This is a genomic window from Haloferax sulfurifontis ATCC BAA-897 (assembly GCF_000337835.1).
Lineage (GTDB): Archaea > Halobacteriota > Halobacteria > Halobacteriales > Haloferacaceae > Haloferax > Haloferax denitrificans.
In genome coordinates this window covers 63,014-80,402 of record NZ_AOLM01000007.1, presented here as the reverse complement: position 1 = coordinate 80,402, position 17,389 = coordinate 63,014, and the positions used below count along the sequence as shown (strand labels likewise).

Annotated in this window: 29 protein-coding genes; 8 read left to right on the top strand and 21 right to left on the bottom strand. The window is 63.5% G+C overall.

Features of this window, described 5'->3' with window-relative positions; translation table 11 throughout:
• On the top strand, nt 1–243 hold a 243-nt coding region (locus tag C441_RS04620; protein ID WP_007274042.1), incomplete at its 5' end, for a hypothetical protein.
• 254 nt (nt 244–497) lie between these two features.
• Here C441_RS04620 and C441_RS04615 read toward each other — a convergent pair.
• The 12 genes from C441_RS04615 to C441_RS18955 form a co-directional block, all read right to left on the bottom strand.
• A complete protein-coding gene (locus C441_RS04615; protein WP_007274041.1) occupies nt 498–911 on the bottom strand; it encodes a hypothetical protein in 414 nt (137 codons plus the stop codon).
• 2 nt (nt 912–913) lie between these two features.
• Entirely contained in the window at nt 914–1,765 is an 852-nt protein-coding gene (locus C441_RS04610) for a ParA family protein (protein WP_007274040.1), read from the bottom strand.
• 93 nt (nt 1,766–1,858) lie between these two features.
• On the bottom strand, nt 1,859–2,188 hold the full coding sequence (locus C441_RS04605; protein ID WP_007274039.1) for a hypothetical protein: 330 nt from the start codon (nt 2,186–2,188) through the stop codon (nt 1,859–1,861).
• Complete coding sequence (locus tag C441_RS04600; RefSeq protein ID WP_007274038.1) at nt 2,189–2,452, bottom strand: hypothetical protein; 264 nt, start codon at nt 2,450–2,452, stop codon at nt 2,189–2,191.
• A complete protein-coding gene (locus tag C441_RS04595) occupies nt 2,445–2,660 on the bottom strand; it encodes a hypothetical protein (RefSeq protein ID WP_007274037.1) in 216 nt (71 codons plus the stop codon). Before C441_RS04595 ends, C441_RS04600 begins: the two co-directional genes overlap by 8 nt.
• 88 nt (nt 2,661–2,748) lie before the next feature.
• Nucleotides 2,749–2,982, bottom strand: coding sequence for a hypothetical protein (locus tag C441_RS04590; protein WP_007274036.1), 234 nt, complete (start codon nt 2,980–2,982; stop codon nt 2,749–2,751).
• Nucleotides 2,975–3,247 carry a hypothetical protein gene (locus tag C441_RS04585; protein ID WP_152420705.1) on the bottom strand — a complete coding sequence of 91 codons (273 nt, stop codon included), beginning with the start codon at nt 3,245–3,247 and terminating at the stop codon, nt 2,975–2,977. The genes C441_RS04590 and C441_RS04585 overlap by 8 nt, the downstream gene beginning before the upstream one ends.
• Before the next feature lie 328 nt (nt 3,248–3,575).
• On the bottom strand, nt 3,576–5,105 hold the full coding sequence (locus C441_RS04580) for a DNA cytosine methyltransferase (protein WP_394295362.1): 1,530 nt from the start codon (nt 5,103–5,105) through the stop codon (nt 3,576–3,578).
• 233 nt (nt 5,106–5,338) lie between these two features.
• Nucleotides 5,339–7,195, bottom strand: a complete 1,857-nt coding sequence (locus C441_RS20155) for a transposase (protein ID WP_007274033.1) — start codon at nt 7,193–7,195, stop codon at nt 5,339–5,341.
• Nucleotides 7,196–7,204: 9 nt separating this feature from the next.
• On the bottom strand, nt 7,205–7,435 hold the full coding sequence (locus C441_RS04570; RefSeq protein ID WP_007274032.1) for a winged helix-turn-helix transcriptional regulator: 231 nt from the start codon (nt 7,433–7,435) through the stop codon (nt 7,205–7,207).
• A gap of 193 nt (nt 7,436–7,628) precedes the next feature.
• Nucleotides 7,629–8,003 (bottom strand): DUF7718 family protein, encoded by a 375-nt coding sequence (locus tag C441_RS04565; protein WP_007274031.1) that lies wholly within the window; start codon nt 8,001–8,003, stop codon nt 7,629–7,631.
• Complete coding sequence (locus tag C441_RS18955; protein WP_083874896.1) at nt 8,000–8,197, bottom strand: hypothetical protein; 198 nt, start codon at nt 8,195–8,197, stop codon at nt 8,000–8,002. The genes C441_RS04565 and C441_RS18955 overlap by 4 nt, the downstream gene beginning before the upstream one ends.
• A 200-nt stretch (nt 8,198–8,397) precedes the next feature.
• Between C441_RS18955 and C441_RS04560 the strand changes: the two genes are divergently transcribed.
• From C441_RS04560 to C441_RS04535, 7 genes are all read left to right on the top strand, one after another.
• Nucleotides 8,398–8,700, top strand: coding sequence for a hypothetical protein (locus tag C441_RS04560; RefSeq protein ID WP_007274030.1), 303 nt, complete (start codon nt 8,398–8,400; stop codon nt 8,698–8,700).
• Nucleotides 8,700–9,290, top strand: a complete 591-nt coding sequence (locus tag C441_RS04555) for a hypothetical protein (RefSeq protein WP_049920438.1) — start codon at nt 8,700–8,702, stop codon at nt 9,288–9,290. The genes C441_RS04560 and C441_RS04555 overlap by 1 nt, the downstream gene beginning before the upstream one ends.
• Nucleotides 9,283–9,564 (top strand): hypothetical protein, encoded by a 282-nt coding sequence (locus tag C441_RS04550; RefSeq protein WP_007274028.1) that lies wholly within the window; start codon nt 9,283–9,285, stop codon nt 9,562–9,564. The genes C441_RS04555 and C441_RS04550 overlap by 8 nt, the downstream gene beginning before the upstream one ends.
• On the top strand, nt 9,561–9,695 hold the full coding sequence (locus tag C441_RS20490) for a hypothetical protein (protein WP_007274027.1): 135 nt from the start codon (nt 9,561–9,563) through the stop codon (nt 9,693–9,695). The genes C441_RS04550 and C441_RS20490 overlap by 4 nt, the downstream gene beginning before the upstream one ends.
• Nucleotides 9,696–9,910: 215 nt before the next feature.
• Entirely contained in the window at nt 9,911–10,774 is an 864-nt protein-coding gene (locus C441_RS04545; RefSeq protein WP_007274026.1) for a hypothetical protein, read from the top strand.
• Complete coding sequence (locus C441_RS04540; RefSeq protein ID WP_007274025.1) at nt 10,775–11,557, top strand: hypothetical protein; 783 nt, start codon at nt 10,775–10,777, stop codon at nt 11,555–11,557.
• Nucleotides 11,554–12,489 carry a hypothetical protein gene (locus tag C441_RS04535; protein WP_007274024.1) on the top strand — a complete coding sequence of 312 codons (936 nt, stop codon included), beginning with the start codon at nt 11,554–11,556 and terminating at the stop codon, nt 12,487–12,489. Before C441_RS04540 ends, C441_RS04535 begins: the two co-directional genes overlap by 4 nt.
• A 44-nt stretch (nt 12,490–12,533) precedes the next feature.
• Here C441_RS04535 and C441_RS04530 read toward each other — a convergent pair whose 3' ends face one another.
• From C441_RS04530 to C441_RS04490, 9 genes are read right to left on the bottom strand one after another with little or no spacing between them, the layout of a single operon-like run.
• Nucleotides 12,534–13,484 carry a DNA cytosine methyltransferase gene (locus C441_RS04530; RefSeq protein ID WP_007274023.1) on the bottom strand — a complete coding sequence of 317 codons (951 nt, stop codon included), beginning with the start codon at nt 13,482–13,484 and terminating at the stop codon, nt 12,534–12,536.
• The gene (locus tag C441_RS04525) at nt 13,481–13,774 is read right to left on the bottom strand and encodes a hypothetical protein (protein WP_007274022.1); all 294 of its coding nucleotides are present in this window, start codon (nt 13,772–13,774) and stop codon (nt 13,481–13,483) included. The genes C441_RS04530 and C441_RS04525 overlap by 4 nt, the downstream gene beginning before the upstream one ends.
• Nucleotides 13,771–14,664 (bottom strand): DUF6884 domain-containing protein, encoded by an 894-nt coding sequence (locus tag C441_RS04520; protein ID WP_007274021.1) that lies wholly within the window; start codon nt 14,662–14,664, stop codon nt 13,771–13,773. Before C441_RS04520 ends, C441_RS04525 begins: the two co-directional genes overlap by 4 nt.
• Nucleotides 14,654–15,091 (bottom strand): hypothetical protein, encoded by a 438-nt coding sequence (locus C441_RS04515; protein WP_007274020.1) that lies wholly within the window; start codon nt 15,089–15,091, stop codon nt 14,654–14,656. Before C441_RS04515 ends, C441_RS04520 begins: the two co-directional genes overlap by 11 nt.
• Nucleotides 15,088–15,672 (bottom strand): hypothetical protein, encoded by a 585-nt coding sequence (locus C441_RS04510; protein WP_007274019.1) that lies wholly within the window; start codon nt 15,670–15,672, stop codon nt 15,088–15,090. The genes C441_RS04515 and C441_RS04510 overlap by 4 nt, the downstream gene beginning before the upstream one ends.
• Complete coding sequence (locus C441_RS04505) at nt 15,665–15,883, bottom strand: hypothetical protein (RefSeq protein WP_007274018.1); 219 nt, start codon at nt 15,881–15,883, stop codon at nt 15,665–15,667. The genes C441_RS04510 and C441_RS04505 overlap by 8 nt, the downstream gene beginning before the upstream one ends.
• Entirely contained in the window at nt 15,876–16,484 is a 609-nt protein-coding gene (locus C441_RS04500) for a hypothetical protein (RefSeq protein ID WP_007274017.1), read from the bottom strand. The genes C441_RS04505 and C441_RS04500 overlap by 8 nt, the downstream gene beginning before the upstream one ends.
• The gene (locus C441_RS04495; RefSeq protein ID WP_152420704.1) at nt 16,481–16,951 is read right to left on the bottom strand and encodes a hypothetical protein; all 471 of its coding nucleotides are present in this window, start codon (nt 16,949–16,951) and stop codon (nt 16,481–16,483) included. Before C441_RS04495 ends, C441_RS04500 begins: the two co-directional genes overlap by 4 nt.
• A complete protein-coding gene (locus C441_RS04490; protein WP_152420703.1) occupies nt 16,938–17,387 on the bottom strand; it encodes a hypothetical protein in 450 nt (149 codons plus the stop codon). Before C441_RS04490 ends, C441_RS04495 begins: the two co-directional genes overlap by 14 nt.
• Nucleotides 17,388–17,389: the final 2 nt, after the last annotated feature.

The window sequence follows — 17,389 nt, the reverse complement described above, 5'->3', positions numbered from 1 at the left end:
GTCGAGACCACCGGCGGTGTGAGCCGCCACCGCGTCCTCGACGCACCCGGAGCGGACGACCTCTCAGTCGTCTACCCGCTCATGGTCGATACGGCGACGCCCCCACGAGCGGCCATCGGCGGCCTCCGCGTCCCGGCGCTCTCGCCGGTCGACATCCCGCACGTCGTCCACGGCGACGACATCGCGCCCGTCCTCCGCATCGACCGCGTCGACCGCTACGCCGGTGTCGGCGACCGGCGATAGGCACCGCCGTCGACGACAGCCCCGCTCGCCGAGTTCCATTCCGACTCTTTTTGTATGGCCCGAAGCTATCCGTGAGTGGAGGCTTCGCCTCCGAAGGCACCGTCCGATGCTTGGGTATCAGCCATAGATGCACCACATAGCTTCCGGGTGCCTTTCTCAGGAACTACACGACGAGCTGTGGCGACGCACACACAATCTGTTTTAGCAAACTGTAAACAAAAACAGTAAACAGAAACCGTTTTAGAAAACTGGATTCAGAAACCGTCGTCTTCTATCTGCGAGCGCTTGAACCGGCGCTTGCCCTCGGTCGCCGCCGCGAGTTCGTCGCTCGCGACATCGCTTAGGCCGATGCGGATGAGCGCCTTGAGGACTTGCGCTTTCGAGTCCGCGTCACCGTCGCGGTCGAGACGCCCGAGCGCCCGCCGGCCGACGTCCTCTAACTCGCCGGTCGTCTCCAGCGCCGCGAACAGCGCCGCGAGGTTCCCGTCCCGGATGGATAGCGTCTCGATGATGTCACCCTCGTCAATGTCGTGGTACGCGGCTTCGACCGCGCTCGCGAGGTCCGGGCCGTCGCCGGCCGCCGTCTTGCGCGCCGGCTGGCTGGTGTGGCGCTTCTCGCTTTTCTTACTCTGTAGCAGTTCCTCGGCCTTGGATTGGTCGTCGGACATGGTTAGTTGGAGATGTTGGTCAGCAGGCGGTCGGCGTTCTCTCGGTACGCGTCGAGCGCGCGGTCAGCGCTCGCGAGTCGGTCGTCATCGTCGAACCCGAACAGCGTGTGGCCGGCATCCTGCCCGTTGCCGACGCCCGCGGTCGCCGGGATGGGCTGGCCGAGCAGTTCGGGGTGGCTTTGCTCCAGCTCGTCGACGAACTCGTCGTGGAGCGACACGCGGCCGTCGACCATCGTCGCGAACACGAGCGCGAGCCGGAGGTCGACGCCGAGGTCGTCGTTTATCTCGGCGAGCGTCGCTTCGAGCTTCTGCAGTTGGTTCTCCTCGAACGCGCCGGGCTTCAGCGGCGCGATGACGTTCTCTGCCGCAAAGAGGCCGTTGAGCGCGATGTTGTCCTCCTTGCCGGGGAGGTCCATTAGCACGAGGTCGTAGCGGTCGCCGAGGTCCTCGTCGATGAACGAGCGCAGGAACTCGTAGCGCTGTTCGACGACGACGTTCGCGAGGTTGTTGTCCGCGCCGCCGAGGCCGGGGTCTGCGGGGATGAGGTCGGGTCCTTCCGCCGTCTCGAACACCATGCGCTCGACGACATTCGAGATGTCCGGGACGTTCTCGCGAATGAAGTCCCAGTCGCTCCCGAAGACCGCGGAGATCGGCGCGTCAACGTCCCCCGCGACTTCGCCGAGGCCGAACTGCGTGGCGAGGTCGTTCTGCGTTCCTGCGAGGTCGATGAGCAACGTGTCGAGGCCGTGGTCTTGGCACGCCGCGACCGCGACGTGCGCGGCCGTCGTCGTCTTCCCGACGCCGCCTTTCTCGACGTACGTCGCCGCCGTGAGTGGTCTGTTTTTGTTTGCCATCTCTGTTTCCTGTTTTTGTTTACAGCAAACATAAACGTACTCCAAAAACAGTTTTCCGAAACGGTGGTCGGAAACGAACGCCGACCTACCGCGTCATCGCGGCAGGTGCTTCGAGGTCGGCGTCGGCAGGCCCTCGATATACTGGAAGCCGCGGTGTCCGCCGTCGGGCCGGTCGGGGTGGTCGAAGCGGACGCTTTCGAGTGGTGTGAACCAGATGCGGCCGGCCTCCAGTTTCGTTATCATCGCCTCGGCGTAGATGAGGTCGCCGTCGTGGAAGAACACCCGAGCGCGTTCGGCCGTCTGCCGTGGCGTCCCGCCCACCCGCCAGTAGGCCCGGTCGCCGGCGTTGAGTGGGCCGAGGAACTTGTGGGCCGTGTCCTCCCGACGCGCGTAGATGAGCACGTGCTTCGGCTTGTCGGCCACTCACACCACCTCCGCGAGTGTTGTTTGCGTCTCGTTGTCGGGGTCTTCGAACGTCTGGCCCCGTGGGACGTGGTCGGTGATATTTCGAACGGGCTTCCACCCCCCGAGTGCCGGCGACCCGCGGATGCAAACCCCGATGAGCTTTCCCGAGTACATCGCTGTCTTCCGTTCTTCCATCGGTTCGATGACGCGCCACTCGGATGGCGAATCCGCGAGTTTCACGAGGTCGCCCGGCTTGATGCGCTCGGGGTCGATGTCAGTCATCGTCGGCCTCCGCTTTCTCCCGAAGGAACGCCGCGAGTTCGTCGCTCGGCGTCGTGCCGTGGCGGTCCTTGTCGTCTTCGGCGAGTTCGCGGATGGTGGCGCGCGCCTCGTCGATGAGCTGTGCTTGGTGTTCGGTCTCGGGGTTGATGCAGTCCAGGTCGCCGAGGATTTGGTAGCAGGCTTCGGCGATGCGCGTGTCTCTGCTCATGGTGTGTCTGTTGCGGTGGGTTGGTTGGCAGTCGATTCGAGGACCGGGTCGCGGTCCCACGTCTGCCCACAGTGCTTGCACCGGACGGTCATGGCCGGCCTCCGGTTTTCGTCACGCGCCCGCCGCGAACCTCGTGGGCCTCTTTCGGCGTCCACTCGGCGGGTTCGTCGGCGCGGTCGTCGTCAGACCGGACCTCGTGAACGACGTCGACGTTGCCGTCGTCGTAGACGACCAGTCGGATTCGGTGCTCGACGACGGCCGACCGGCGGTCGTAGCTCACGTAGGGCGCGTCCTCCCACGACGCCAGTAGCCGCTCAGTCATCCGACCACCGCCCGGCGCGCTCGGCGAGTCGCCAGTTCTGGTAGGCGTTTCGCGTCCCGTGTTCGAACAGGAGCGCCGAGAGCGCGACGTAGGCGCTCACCACGACGGTCGCGATGAACGGCTCCGCGTGCCACGTCTCGTAGAACAGCGCGGCACTCAGGCCGAGCATGACCGTCAGCAGGCCACTCCCGTAGCCGTACTCGGTGTCGTGAACGGTCACGAGTTCGAGCGTCGGTGGGCGCTCGCCACGTTCGGGCTCAGACACGATGGGTCACCGCCCACGGCTTGTTTGTGAGCGCCTTTGCAACCGGACACTCCGCGAGCCCGTTATCGTGCTCGTCAGGGCGCTGGTGACGGACCTCGCAACCACAGGCAGGACACACGCGACGCGAATCGGATGCCGACGCCTCAGTCACCTCGACCACCTCACAGACACGTCCGCTTTGGCTCCGCAAGTCGGGCACTCATGAGGCCCGTCGAGTGCGATAACCGTGTCACAGTACGGGCACCGGGCGGCAAGGCCGTTTTGACCCACTAACAGTTCGCCCGAGGGGTACGCATCCGGACCATCCATGTCCTCAGCAGTCGGCTTGTCAGTCATCGGCTTCGACCCCCTGTTCGTTCGCGAACGTGTGGAGCGACGGCGCGTCGCCCGTCAGGAGTTGGTTGACGAGGTTCTTCGCGAGGTTGACCGGCACCGCGTTCCCGATTTGTTTCGTGACCTGCGTCTTGTTGCCGACCAGCTCGTACTCCTCGGGGAAGCCCATCGCCGCGGCGAGTTCGCGCGGCTGGAGCATCCGGAAGCGGATGTCGAGACCGAGCGGGTAGAGTTCCGGCACGACCAGCGCGAAGCGCGCTTTCGTCGTCACGGTCGGAAGCGGGTCGTCGAGCGACTGCGCGCGACCGTTGCCGTAGTATTCGATGAGGTACGGCGTCACGACATGGCCGTCGTGGTTGTTGGCCGTGACCGTGTGTAGCGGGCGCTCGTCGGGTGTGTAGGTCCCGTTGGAGTGGAGGCCGCCGTGAACCATGTTCCGCGGCAGGACGAACGCCTCGGGCTGGTAGAGGCCGATAGCACCGCGCGTCGCGATGGTCGGAAGCGGACGCTCGTCCACGTCGCGGGCGACCGACCCGCCGTGCTGACCGAGGACGTACGGCGTGCAGAGCGCGTACTTGCCGCCGTTCGCCGTGATGGTGTCCATCGGTTCATCGACCGACTTCGCCGTCGACGTCCCGTAGTATTTGACGAGGAACGGTTCGCATCGCTGTTCGGCGACTTCGGGCACGTCGTCGGCGTCGACGATGTCCGCTTGCATCGCGTTGACCTCCGGCTTCCCGAGGTCGTCGATAACGTCCGCGAAGGGTGCGAGGTCGTCGTCGCAGTGGCGGCGGATGCCTTCGGCGATGCGTTGCATCGTGTTGTTCACGAGCGGCCGCGAGCGCTCCCAGATGGACTCGCCGCGGTCGGACCAGTCGATGACCTCCGATGCCGGCCGCCACTCGTCGGTCCCGTCGACGCCGGCCTCCGAGTGGGTCGGCTCGGGGAACTCCGCGCGCTTGCCCTTCCGACCGACGACGAACAGCCGTCGGCGCGAGGTCGCGTCGCCGTAGTCCGCGGCGTTGAGCACTCGCCAGTCCACCGAGTAGCCGAGCGCGTGGAGCGTGTTGACCCACGCCTCGAAGATGTCGCCGTTTCGACTCGGTGACCCCTCGTCGTCGACCGGGCCCCAACTACTGTTGTGGGCTACGACTCCGTCAACGACAAAACTGTGGTCATCTTCCACAGTCAAGTCGTAGACAGTTGTAGATTCCTTGGCGGGCTCAGTTTTGACAACACGCGTCCAGCGCTGTCCGTCCTCAGCAAAGGTCGAATTGTTCTCTTCAACCGAGAGTGTCCAGTCCCAGCCGACAGTATATGTCGTTTGATGATTTTCATTTTCTTTCTCTTGTGGCGATGGGAGACTTGCGGCGACTCCCAGCGACTCTAAGACATGTTTGATTCCCAGAGCGAGTTGCTTCGAGACGCTTGTTGCGCTCACGCGGCCGTGGGAGTCGACCGAACCGTCCGCCTGTTGATAACCCTCTACGAGTGCCCTTCGGTATGACTCAGGCAATCCAAACACCCACGCTGGGATTGTTTTCCCGCCTGCGTATTCGCCAAAGTGTTCTTTGAGCCAATGAGCCAAATCCTTGGCCGTGGTCTCGTAGACGTAGGTTCCAGTCTGTTTTCGTGTTTGTTTATTCCAACTGAGGTATTCGACCTCTTCAAGTTGGTCTTGGAGCACTGTGTTTTTACCAGTTGTTGGCAATGTGGGTGATGTTATTCAGTTCGAGGGTGCCGCCGGAACGACCTCTTTCAGACGCTGAACTTCAGGTAAAAATCCTTCTGAATCATCTCACTGAATTCTGATAACTCTCCCTCGGGAACTTCCCCGATTTCGAGTGACGCCGGGTCGTCAATCATGTTACTCAGAAACACGATTGCCTTCCAGTATTTCCCGTGCTTTCCGAGGTCGTGATCATCGTCCCGGTCGGCACCAATCGCGTTCGCCACCGTCCACATGTTGTAGAGTAGCACCGCGTAGCCGAACAAGAACATCCGGTGCTCGATCTGTGGCGAGCCCGACTGTGGCAGAAACCGATTCTTGATTACTCGATAGGAGGTCTCTACACCCCATCTCTGGCGGAATTTCTCAGCCAGAACCTCCGCGCCGTTTCGCTCCTTGGTGGCGAATTCTCGCGGGTCACGGTTGGTGTAGAACTGCGTCAGCGCGTCGGTCGGGTCGTCGAAGTCCTCTTTCTGGAGGCGCGACTTCTTCTCTTCCGGCAGCACGAACATGTAGTCGCGTCCGTCATTTACGTCTCCGACGCCCCACCGGAAGTCGTCCCACTCCTTGTCCTCTTCGAGGAACTCCTCTTTGACCTCCTGAAGCTTGTCTGAGCCCTTCTTGCCCTTGATGATGAAATCGGCATCCGCGCGGATGTTGTTCACTACGCCGCCTTGGTAGAACTCGCTGTCCAGGTAGACCCAATCGATGTCGAACTTCGCCGTGGCAAACCGCAGTAGCCGATCAACTACGCCATCCAGGTTCGAGGCCGACTTCACCGGGAGAGAGACGACCGTCATCGGTGTGTTCGTGCCGACGAGAGCCAGCGTAGCGAACTTCCACGCGTAGGCGTAGTTGCGCCCGGCCTTCGTCCCCGAGACCCACTCGGGGATCTCGCCGTCCTCGTACTTCCCGAACCACGGCCACGGCGTCACGTCGATGGCAACCGCGACATTGTCACCGAAGTAGTCGTACTCCTCTTCGAGCAGCTGGATCATCGACTCGTTCGCCGCCAGGAACATCGACATGATCTCCCGCCGGTCGGACTTCGTGACGTGGGTGAGGAAGTTCCGGCGTTTGGGCGGCTCTCCGCTCCACATCCACGGTTTCCCCTCGATTACTTCCTGCGATGTCTCCATGGTCGTCCCGTGGAGGCAAGCGACATCGAGGAGTTTGAACATCACATTCTTGTCGTGGAACGTGTTTCCGGCGCGCTTGAACTGGAGGAATTTCAGCGCCTTCTGCCGGAGATCGCGGGCGATCACCTGGAGGTCGCGCGGCCCTGCCCCATCAGAGGCCAGCGCTGGCGGTGGCGGCACGAGTTCCTCGTGCTTCGTCCCCTGAACGAAGTCGATCACGTCATCCTGAAGTTTGCCGAAGTACGGCTGGAAGAGACGTACAACGTCATCTTGATACCGAGATAGCGTCGGTTGGGGCAGAGGGTTCGAGAGGTTCAGTTCATCGTCGTACTTGCCCGAATCCTCCCCCGCTGGCTTGGCGATACTGTTCGGGGATTCGTCTTTGAACAGGTTTGCCAGCAGAAGCGTGCGTGCGTAGTCGTTGACCGAGAACTTCGTTCCAAACGAGGGGAGTTCAGCTACGTCGCCATGGCGCGGTTTGAAGTCCAGTTCGCCCACGGCCCTGGCGAGATCGTCGTGCTTGACGATGTTCTTCAGCAGCTGCGTCTTCAGATTGTGGTACGCCGGATCAGGTATCGGGACGCGGATGGCTTGGCCTTCTTCCGTGCGGTTCTCAACGTCTTCATCCCCGTGAAGTCGTTCATATCGGTGTTCGAGGACTTCGTCAATCGTTTCAGTGCGAGAAGCGACTACACGACGTCTCTCTTCCTCACTCCCGTCGGAATTGGAGTCGTCGTGTGTTCCCATCCTATCAACTCATTCGTCAACTGACCAAACGAGAGAATTCCCGACCTTCTTCTTCGAGATACGGTCGTCATCCAGAAGACGGCGAAGGCGGTAGTCTGCGCTCTGTCGTGCGATTCCAAGTTCGTCAGCAACCTCGGTAGTACCGGCGGGCTCGTTCTCCGCTACCGCTTCGATCACCTCTTCGTCCGTGTACTCTGGCTCGAATTGCCCGCCCTCGTTCCGCTCCCGGTCGCCACCCATTGGTCAGAAATCAGACTATCGGGACTTGAACCTTCTGTCTCCGAGCAGATGGCTGGCAGAAATCAGACTACAAGAAAAAGCCGCGGTCAGGCGTCGGAGTCGTCGGAGTCGTCGGTTTCCTGCTCCACCAGGTCGCGTACCCGGTCGAAGTGGCTGCTGATGCGCTCGGGCATCGACTCTAACTCTTCGTCGCTCACAGGTCGCTCCTGTCTTTCACTCCGTGCCATTTTTCGAACCTCTTGATGAATCCTTCGACGTTCTCGCGTAAATCTTCTTCGGCGGCATCGAAGCCCTCGTTCGCCGGAATCGGCGGCGAGACATCTTCCGACCGGATTTTCTCGCCGTCGCGGTAGACATCTCGATGCAGGCCTTCCTCGGTGATGTCGTGGCCACCGGCTGCGTCGCGGTCGTGATCGTAGCGGACGACCTCACGCCAGTCGCCCTCCAGCCAGTATTCCAACTGGATCATGAAGCGCGTCACCTCGCCGCGTTCCGTTGAGAACGCGGTTCGAAGCTGCACGCGGTCGGCCAGCCGATCCGGCGGCGGCGTCACCTCGTAGTCCGTCATTCGTCACACACGGCCTCTCGAAGCTCCCGGTACAACTTGGGGTGGTGTTCTTCCAGAATCTCTGCATCTTTCTCAAGTTCACCAATCCGTTGCCGCACGCGGGAAGCTGATTCGTATCGTTTGCTGTCTGATACATCCACTTGTCTGCTGATCCGTTCTCTATCCGTCTCGGTCATAATCGCTGTGACTCCCATACCGCCATTCGAGGGGGGCATACAACTTGGACATTGCGCTATATCGCCATAAGGGTTAGCTCATAACACCACATTAGCTTATACCCTAACCTTTATTGCCACGGCGATATATGTCTCTGGTAGGAAGCGCGGGACGCCGGTCAGAAGTTGGCCGGGGCGTGTTGGAGCACGCCCGACCGTGCTGCCTGAGGTCAGACAGCATGAAGGAATCAGACGCCAACGCACGAAAACGTACCGACCTTCGCCCGGCCTACATTGAGTTGGGCGACGACACCGACGGCGCATCCCACGTCTACCGGACGACCGACGAGTCGATCCACGTCGTCCAGAACGGCGAGCGCATCCAGAAGTTCGTTCTCAACGGTCGCTCCGTCGATGACTACGTGAAATTCGTCCGGGACGAAGTGGATGGACGCGAGTGGGAGAACCGCCGCTACATCGCCGACGACGAAGGCCCGTTCGCTGCGCTCGTCGAGAACATCGCTCGGGAGGTGGCGGCCTGATGTCTGACGACGAGGACGTCGATCCCGAGAAGGCTGAATCGCTCGCCCGTGATCGTCTCGTCGAAGCCCTCCGGCACCCCGGCGAGTCCACCCGGAGCGATGTCGCGCAGCTGGCGGAGCACACTGCCTCCATCAAGGTCGCCCTGGAGCGAGGGGAGACGCCCGAGAAGCGCGACATCGAGCAAGCCCGCTTCTACACGGAACAAGTCGAAGAGCGGTTGGGCGAGGTCACGGCACTGTTCGGCTGGAACCCGTGGGACACGGGCGCGACGTGGGGAGAACTCACTGACGAACAGCAAGCCGAGATCGAAGAGCGCGACCGCCAGCGGTGTGATGATGATACCGAGGAATCGGACACAGACAGCGACGGAAGCGACGAAGATGTACTCGCTGCCGACGATCTCGTGGCCCTGCGTACAAACCTTGAAGAGGGGCTTTCGCAGGCTGAACACAAAGGGGGCGACCGTGAAGCCGCCGCGCGGATGCTCGAACTCTATGCCGAGTACGTCCGCGAGGGCTACACCTACCCGCCGTCTCGGCGCGGGAACTGGTGGCAGGACGTCCACGAGGGAGGTGAGTGCGATGACTGACGACCATGTCGCGGTCACGATATCCGGGACGGGCAACGTCGCTGACGCAGTCGGCTACGAGGTTGAGCACGTCGAACTGGACGACGGCGAGACCCAACTCGTCCGGCTCACGTTCGACCTCTGGCAACTCTCCGCGTCGGTAGACTTCCACATCGACCAGGCCGAGGGCTTCCTCGTTCAGTTCCGCGACGAGGTAGTCCGCGCGAAGCAGGCTGAACTGGAGTGGGAGACCGACACTGACCCTGAGACGGGCATTTCGGGGGAGTGCGAATGACGACCGACGACGCCCGCGTGACGGCTCGGATCGTCCGGACTGACGATGGCCAGACCTTCACGGAGTACGAGGTCGGCGGCGTTGCGGTGAGCTCCACCGACGCACTGGAGGCGATGCTCAACGCTCGCTGACTGACGTTTATCCGTCACTGGCTCATGAGCCCGTTTCAAGGCGCGTACGTCGGGAAAACCACACACCCACCACCGGCGGCGGTCGGGGATGTCCTCGGTCGTCAGCAGGCCGCGGGGCAGAAAACGCGTACGCCGGGGTTCGACTCCCCGGACGGGCACTCCGCGTGGCGACCGACCGCCACGGAATCGACCGACAACCAACGACACCACAAACCATGATTGAAGACATCGAGAAGGACGTATTCGTGCGAATCCAGACCGACCTGCTGGTGGTCGGGGATAGCATCATGACCGACAGACACCACGCCTCGAACGGCAACTACGAGGACGACGACCCGCAGAACCAGATCGGCGGCATCATCCCCGCCTTCCCACTCTCGGGCTGGCTCCGTCACGGGATGGAGCGCGTCGTCTCCGAGAACGACGGCACCGCCTGCCATCCCGGGGAGTCGAACGCGAACTTCATGAAGGAAGACGTCTACGAGCGCGACCTCGATGACGGCTATCACGAGAAGGGCGCGTGCGTCGAAGACCCGAAAGAAGACCACGGCTGCGTGGTCTTCGACCTCTTCGGCGGCTTCGGCAACCAGCCGGGAAAGGTGATGCGTCGCCCGATCAAGTTCAACCCCGTCCGCTCCAGCGTGGACTACACGCGCGGACAGGCCGAAGGCCACTACCGGCGGCTCAACCGGAACATCGTCTCCCGCAATCGAGAGGACAACCGCGAACCGCTACGGAACGCCGAGGTGGACGCCGTCGCCAATCTTGACGGTTGCTGGCACCTCTCCTTCCGGGAGATGAAGCCCGAGTTCATCGGCCTGCTCGCGGAGGGGATCGACTTCCTCGATGGGCACAAGACGGACTTCATGCACCAGCTCGGTGGCGCGCGGAACTTCGGCGCGGGGATCGTCGATTGCCACCTCATCAACCCGCTGTACGAGGAGCGCGAACTGAAGCGCGTCTTCGACCGCGGGAAGGGCAACACGAACAAGATGGACGAGAAAGACGACCAGTGGGCCGAAGAGTACCGCCCGGCGTTCGTGGAGGCGCTGGAAGAGCGCATCGAGGAGGGGCCGTAGATGGGCGAGAACGCCAGCCTCAGCGACTTCCAGGGCGACGGCGGTCAGGACGTGATGGTCGCGGCCTACCGCCACGACGCCCACAAGCTCAACGGCGAGACGCACGACTACGCGCCGGACACCTTCCACGGCGTCCCGGTGAACCAGACCGTCCCGCACGGCGCGGACGGCGACGCGTCGGCGCTCTCACGGCCCAACGGGAAGCCCGAGCAGACGGTGGACAACCACGAGACGCACTACCGGCTCTCGCTGCTGACGGGCGACTCTCACTACGACCCCGAGGAGTTCTCACGCCCGCGTCTCTCTGAGGCCATCAACGGCCTGCTGACGGGCTCCGACCCCGAGGCGATGCATCGGGCGTGGCTCACGTCAGACGTGGTGAGCGGCTTCAACGAGAGCATCTACTACCCGTACACGAGCCTGAAGTACCACACGCTGCTCGTGGCGGCGCTCTTGGACAACTACCGCGCCGGTCACGAATTCCCCGATCTCCTCCTGGTCGTGGACGACGCCGAGGAGATCGTGCCCCACCGGACGGTCTACGCGGGCGACCGCTTCGCGCTCCGAATCGACGAGGACGCGGACGGGCAGCCGTGGGCGCGCCTTGGAAGCCGCCCGTGGCGGTCGTGGGCGTCGGCGTGGAAGCGCCTCACCGCGCACCCGCTCGATGTCAATCACGACAAGCACGACATGGTGCTCGATGCGAACCTCCGGCGGATCTGGAGTTGGAGCACTGCGCTCCAGTACATCGAGGATTTCGAAACCCGGAGGGAGAACGCGTGACCCGTATCCAGCAGGTTCATTGGGAACTCGACATGGACTACCTCGGGCACCCGTACTACGTCTCGGGGAACGCGATCTACCACGCGCTCGGGATGCAGCTGGAACACGACGTCCACCAGCACATCAACGCCAGCCACGGGATGTTCGTCCCCGGCCAGTTCGGGACGTTCCCCGAGGAGCACTCGCAGAGCGGGATTCGCCCGTACATGGGGTCGTCGCTCCCCGACGTGGAGAGCTACGACGACCTGTTCCTCTTCCGGCATCCCGACCACCCGTGGCTGCTCGATACCCGCCCTCGGGATGGGCTGAACGCTCACGACATCCGGTTCCAGAGCGGGATGCCCGCGCTGGCTCACGAGACGATCATGGGCCGGCCCGACGACGCTCGGAAACAGCAGCAGACCACGCGCTGGTACGTGAACGCCTACTTGCACGCCGATGACCCGGACGTTCTACCCCTTGGCGAGGATGTGCTTGATGGCCTCCAGTTCGGAGGCAAACGGAACTACGGCTACGGGACGACCACGCTGAAGGATACGCAGGTCGTTGACCTGGAGGCGCTGGACTACTCGCGTCTCGAAGACGGCGAGGCGTTCATCCTCGAACTCGTGACGCCGTTCGTCCTCCGGTCGGAGTACCCGAAGGCGAACAACGTGGACGTGCCGTGGTGGTGGAGCGTAGACGATGAAGCGCAGCTGCGCCACCGCCTGGAGAAGGTCATCGAGGGCGGCGACGTCTACGAGTTGGAGACGGTCGATCACGGCGTGGTCGTCGGCTACGACGGCGACCGCCCGGTGGAGACCGCGATCTCCGGCCTCACCCGCGTCGGGAACCACTCGAAGTACGGCTTCGGAGAGCTTCGAGTGAAACCAGTCACTCCAGATGAAACCAACGTCAAGAAACAGATAGAAAAGCCGAAGTCGGAGCACTGACAAACGAACAATGACCGGCAAGGATTCCGCAGTGTCCAGGTCGGTCAGACTGAATAAAGTAGATCACATTGCCAACAACTGTTACCGGCGATACGGAGGCCATGTGGTGGGTCCGGGCGGTTTCGTTTGTGGAACCAACCGTCACCAAGCCAAAGTCCGACCATTCGCCAGAACGATTCGTCGGCCTTTTTGATTCTGTCTGGTTTACTGGGAATTTCCAACTGTCCGGACCCAAACGACTGCGGTGTGGCCCAGAAGTACCCGTTGTACCTCTCCTGATAGGTGGTTTCATGCTCCGGCACTAACTCGCTGGCAGGTACCCATTCAGGTTCGCTGAATGCTTGCACATGCCGACCACTCTTTCCTCCCCAGCAGTCTGCTTCAATTTCACGCGCATAGAAGTGATGGTCTGGGGTACATTCCACAAGGCGGTTTGATCGGCCAGAGATGGTGACCGTCTTGTCTTCGCGTTGAGTAGTTCCGATGACCTCTTTCCAGCGGCCTTTGTGGGTGAGAACGCGTGTTCCAACCTCAACATCTTGGATTGGAACGGGACCATCCTCTGTCAACACCATCGAGTCCTCTGGGAAGCAGAACTCCGGCACGTTCTCGACGAGGAAGTTCTGCACGTCGAGCTTTTCGAGCCAGTCGACGACGTGCCACGGACTCGCCCGTGACTGCTCGTTGACGGGCTTCCCGCCCCGAGCGATGCTGAAGTGCGTACACTCGGGCGCGGCGATGAGCAGGTCGACCGGGCCGTCGCCGGGTGCGACATCCGGCGGGTGGAGTTCTTCGACCTTCGCGTTCAGGTGGGTCGCCCACGGGTGGTTCTGTTTGTGCGATTCGATGGCCGTCGACCAGTGGTTGACCGCCGTGAGTTCGACATCGCGGTCGAGTTCTTCGCAGGCGAGCGCGAGGCCGGTCGAGAGACCGCCAGCGCCGCAAAACAGGTCAACTGCCGTCACCGGGTCGTCCGCGTGTTCGTGTGTGCTCATTCGTTCCTCCAAACCGTTTCGTGAGATTCGTTCTCGAAGACGCGCTGTTCCGTCTCGTGGGTGTTACCCTCTTGTTGGACGCGAATCTTCGCGTGATACCAGTTGTAGCGTGGCTCCTCGCAGGTGTAGGACCACTCGCAGTCGAGACAGTCGACGATGTACGCGACCGAATCGTCGGCGCAGTCGTCGCACAGCATCTTCCCCGACCGCGGGCCGGCCCGGCCGACGTTGAACGGCGCGTAGTCGCCACAGTTCGCACAGGGCGCGCCGCGGGTGCTGTCAGCGCTCATCGGGACTCGCCCCCGTCGGTCGCGAGCGCCGTCGCGGCGTCGACCTCCGACACCATCCACCCGCGTTGCTTCCCGATGCCCGTCAGTCCCTCAACCTCGCGGAACGGGAATGACACGTCGAGCGACCCGCGAACGCGGAGCGCGTCGAAGACGCCACGTTCGCGGAGCGGCTGTTCGTACTTCTTGCCGAGCAGGACCTGCAGTTCGACATCGCGCGGGTCGACGCCGTTCGCGGCCGCGTCAAGCCACTCCGAAAGGTGGTTGTGAACCTCGTAGGCCCACAGGTCGAGTTTGGTCCGCACGGCGTCGCCCGACGGCAGGCGTCCGTCGTGGTCGACCGGCACGCCGCGGTGGTCCGACGGCACCCGCTCGTAGTCCGGGATGCCCTCGGTCGGTTCGAGTAGGGCGTACTCGGCCGAGATGACACCCCAGTCGTCGCCGATGGTCTCGGCGTACTGTCGCTTGTTCGTCCAGTAGCCGCCGCGGTAGCGGTCCTTCGCCGGGAGTAGGCCGTCGTTCTTGTGCTTCGACCCGGAGCATCCGACCGCGACCAGCGTGAGTGGGTCTCGGTCGCGGTAGTCGTCGATGGCCTCGGCGACCGACTGGCAGTAGCCCATCCCGTAGCTGACGCCGTCGACCGTCACGCTTCCTCTGTCGATGTCCCCGACCAGTTCACGGGCTTCAACGATGTCGCGACAGTCGATTGCCAGCCGGGCAGGCATGAGGTCCGGGACGCGAACGTCCGTGAGGAGGTCCATGAGGAGCTGGTACAGCGGCCGCTTCGATGCCGGCACCGTCGCGACGCCCCGAATCCCGTGAACCCAGTGGCTCGAAACCGCAAGGTCGCCGTTCGGGAGTTCGTGTTCCCGCGGCGTTGGCTCACTCGCCATCCGACCCTCCGAGGTCTTCGAACGTCGCTTGCCCGGCGCTTACGGGGTTGCCGGCGACTTCCGACGGCCGGTAGTGCGCGTCCGACCCCATGATGTTCGTCAGGAACGTCCGAATGCTGTCGTCGACGGTCCCAATCGCGTCGGGGTCGCGCTTCAGAAGCGGTTCGTCCTGCTGAATCCGGGCCAACACGGTGAACCAGCCGCGAGCGCGGTTGTAGTCCGCCGCGCGGCTCTCTCGGACCTCCTCCTCGCTGTCGTGGAAGATGCCCGGCGACAGGTCAACGAACGCGTCGAACGGCTTGTCGAGCGCCTGTTGGCCCTGCTCGATGGCGAGACACGGGATGCACCGCGTGAGCGGCCCCCGGTCGCTGTCGAGCGTGTACGCGAGGTCCGACGACCCGCAGTAGTCGCACTCGGCGTCGCTCATGTCTCGGACTCCCCGAGGTCGTGAACCTCGATGGTGTCAGCGGGGTAGACCGACAACGGCGTGTACGTCCTGACGCCGTCTGCGTCGCGGTCCGGCTCCAGTTCTTCGGCCGCGCCGTCGGGTGTCTCGTAGAGCGCCGTCCCGTCGTCTCGAACGTCGACTTCCGTGCCGTCGTCGCCGATGAAGACCGGCAGGTCACCAGCGTACAGCATCAGCTCCGGTAGCCACTCGTCGTCAACGCGGACCGCGAGACGCCGACCGTCGCCGGGTTCGTAGACCGCGCGGTCGTCTCCAGCGCTCTCGTAGTCCTCCAGCGTCGCGCGCTCACCCTTGCCGTCTGGCGGGTCGCCGAAGATGCACTCGTTGCACTCCGATACGGGCTCGTCACCGACCGGGTAGCGCGTCGCCGTCTGCATGTTCTCGCCGCAGGTGTCGCACGCCCACTCCTCGCGGTCGTGCAGCAGGCCCGCGACTTCCTCGTCGAGGACCTCGCGAACGCCGTCGACGTCGGCGGCCGACAGTTGGAGGTCGTCGCGAAGCCGCTGTTCGACGCGCGTGAGGACGTCGGCCGCCTCACTCATCGTCGAACACCCGCCCTTTCTCGTGCATGTGCTCAACCGCAACTGAGCCCTCGATACCGAGCACCTCCGCCAGCGCGCCGACGTTGCCCGCGAGCTGAAGCCGCGTCTCGATATCGTCTGTTCTGAGAAGCGCCGCCACACACTCTTCGAGTTCGGCGCGGACCTCGGCTTCCGACATCATGTCGGTTTCGAGCAACGGGTCCTCACTCATCGGCGTCACCGCCGCGGACGAACATGGTCGCCTGACACTCGCACTTGCCGGTCCCGCACTCGGGGCACGGACTCCGGAACTCGCGGTAGATGCCGTCGAGCGTCGCGACGGCCTCGAACCCACGCGACTCGAACAGCGGGGCGCTGTCGTAGGTCGATTCGCGCCGCCATGAGACTGCGACCACCGCGTCCGCGTCGGCCTCCTCGAAGTCGTGGAGCGCGTCGTCGACGAGGCTTCCCGCGATGCCTGCGGACTCGCACCCGTGGCGCGTCGCCACCATGTCGATGATGCCGACCACGTCGTCGTCAGCGCCGCCGTAGTAGTCGTGCGCGTAGGTGTCTGCCGCCGCCCCGGTCGCGAACTCGTAGACCGTGTAGCCGAGCACCCGACCGTTGTGGACGGCCACCCGCCCGCGAGCGCCGTAGCGCGGCGCGAGAGCTTCGGTCAGCCACTTCTCGTCGCGGTCGGTCCAATGGCCGAAGCCGGTCATCCAGATGCCGCGGACAGCACCGGCGTCGTGGTCCTGCATCGCCCGCGTCTGGTAGCTGTTGTACCACTCGCCGGCCGGGGCCGTCGACGGCCCGTCGCGAGCGTTCGTCATCGCTGGCCCTCCTGTGCCCGCGGGTCGACACTGTGTATCGCGTGGTAGACCACCTTGATGTCGTCCTCCCACGCGTCGCCGTCGAGGATGACCGCACCCGCGATTTCGCGGTGTATCGTCTCGAGACAGCGCTCGCGCTCGGCGTCCGTCTCTGGGCGGTAGCGCCCGCCCTTCTCGACGTAGCCGTTGAACTCCCGGAAGTGCCACACGCCGTCTTCGAACCGGTGGTCGGTGATGCGAGCGCCGTGGACTCGCCGCGCGACGACGTCCATCTCGCTGACGACCTGCTCGACGACCTCTGCGGTCGGGCGCGTCCCTTCAGCCATGTGCTCGCGGAGCGCCGCGACGGCTTCGGTGTCTGCGTTCCCACGAAGCGTCTCGCGGGCGCGCTCGTCGGGCACGAGGCCGGTGTAGCCGCCGTTTGCCGCCATCTCCTCGGTCCGCGTCGTCGGCTCAGTTGTCGACACGCGGCTTCACCCCCGTCAGCTTCCGCAGGTCGTACTGTTCGTCGAACAGTTGGTCGCGCTCCTCGCGGCGCTCGTCGCGGAGGTCCTCGTAGACCGCGATGGCGCTCTCGATGCGTTCGAGACGGTCGTAGTGCGACTCGACGGCCCGGACCATGTAGCCCGCCCCGGCGACGAGCATCATCCGCGCGTCCATCGCGACGATCTGTTCGGTCTCGTAGCCGAGTTCGGTCAGCCGAGTCACGAGGTCGTCTTCCAGGTCGTCGGTCGGACCCTGTTTGACGGCGCTCGCGAAGACCGTCCGAAGGACGTCGTCGTCTGCGAGGAAGCGAACGCTTTCGATGTCGCCGGCGTCGAGCGTCACGTCGTCAGTTGGGTGGCTGTGCTTGCTGGTCGTGGTGGCGATAGGCGGTGCCACCGTCGGTTGGTTGGTTGCCATCT

Bases quoted from the DNA above. Each gene is read 5' to 3' on its own strand.
- C441_RS04610 (WP_007274040.1), bottom strand. From the start codon at position 1,765: ATGGCAAACAAAAACAGACCACTCACGGCGGCGACGTACGTCGAGAAA.
- C441_RS20490 (WP_007274027.1), top strand. From the start codon at position 9,561: ATGACGACCGACGACGCCCGCGTGACGGCTCGGATCGTCCGGACTGAC.
- C441_RS04505 (WP_007274018.1), bottom strand. From the start codon at position 15,883: ATGAGTGAGGACCCGTTGCTCGAAACCGACATGATGTCGGAAGCCGAG.
- C441_RS04555 (WP_049920438.1), top strand. From the start codon at position 8,700: ATGTCTGACGACGAGGACGTCGATCCCGAGAAGGCTGAATCGCTCGCC.
- C441_RS04590 (WP_007274036.1), bottom strand. From the start codon at position 2,982: ATGACTGAGCGGCTACTGGCGTCGTGGGAGGACGCGCCCTACGTGAGC.
- C441_RS04490 (WP_152420703.1), bottom strand. From the start codon at position 17,387: ATGGCAACCAACCAACCGACGGTGGCACCGCCTATCGCCACCACGACC.
- C441_RS04560 (WP_007274030.1), top strand. From the start codon at position 8,398: ATGAAGGAATCAGACGCCAACGCACGAAAACGTACCGACCTTCGCCCG.
- C441_RS04570 (WP_007274032.1), bottom strand. From the start codon at position 7,435: ATGGGTGGCGACCGGGAGCGGAACGAGGGCGGGCAATTCGAGCCAGAG.
- C441_RS04615 (WP_007274041.1), bottom strand. From the start codon at position 911: ATGTCCGACGACCAATCCAAGGCCGAGGAACTGCTACAGAGTAAGAAA.
- C441_RS04550 (WP_007274028.1), top strand. From the start codon at position 9,283: ATGACTGACGACCATGTCGCGGTCACGATATCCGGGACGGGCAACGTC.
- C441_RS04595 (WP_007274037.1), bottom strand. From the start codon at position 2,660: ATGAGCAGAGACACGCGCATCGCCGAAGCCTGCTACCAAATCCTCGGC.
- C441_RS04525 (WP_007274022.1), bottom strand. From the start codon at position 13,774: ATGAGCGCTGACAGCACCCGCGGCGCGCCCTGTGCGAACTGTGGCGAC.
- C441_RS04540 (WP_007274025.1), top strand. From the start codon at position 10,775: ATGGGCGAGAACGCCAGCCTCAGCGACTTCCAGGGCGACGGCGGTCAG.
- C441_RS04545 (WP_007274026.1), top strand. From the start codon at position 9,911: ATGATTGAAGACATCGAGAAGGACGTATTCGTGCGAATCCAGACCGAC.
- C441_RS04530 (WP_007274023.1), bottom strand. From the start codon at position 13,484: ATGAGCACACACGAACACGCGGACGACCCGGTGACGGCAGTTGACCTG.
- C441_RS04600 (WP_007274038.1), bottom strand. From the start codon at position 2,452: ATGACTGACATCGACCCCGAGCGCATCAAGCCGGGCGACCTCGTGAAA.
- C441_RS04520 (WP_007274021.1), bottom strand. From the start codon at position 14,664: ATGGCGAGTGAGCCAACGCCGCGGGAACACGAACTCCCGAACGGCGAC.
- C441_RS20155 (WP_007274033.1), bottom strand. From the start codon at position 7,195: ATGGGAACACACGACGACTCCAATTCCGACGGGAGTGAGGAAGAGAGA.
- C441_RS18955 (WP_083874896.1), bottom strand. From the start codon at position 8,197: ATGGGAGTCACAGCGATTATGACCGAGACGGATAGAGAACGGATCAGC.
- C441_RS04515 (WP_007274020.1), bottom strand. From the start codon at position 15,091: ATGAGCGACGCCGAGTGCGACTACTGCGGGTCGTCGGACCTCGCGTAC.
- C441_RS04510 (WP_007274019.1), bottom strand. From the start codon at position 15,672: ATGAGTGAGGCGGCCGACGTCCTCACGCGCGTCGAACAGCGGCTTCGC.
- C441_RS04500 (WP_007274017.1), bottom strand. From the start codon at position 16,484: ATGACGAACGCTCGCGACGGGCCGTCGACGGCCCCGGCCGGCGAGTGG.
- C441_RS04565 (WP_007274031.1), bottom strand. From the start codon at position 8,003: ATGACGGACTACGAGGTGACGCCGCCGCCGGATCGGCTGGCCGACCGC.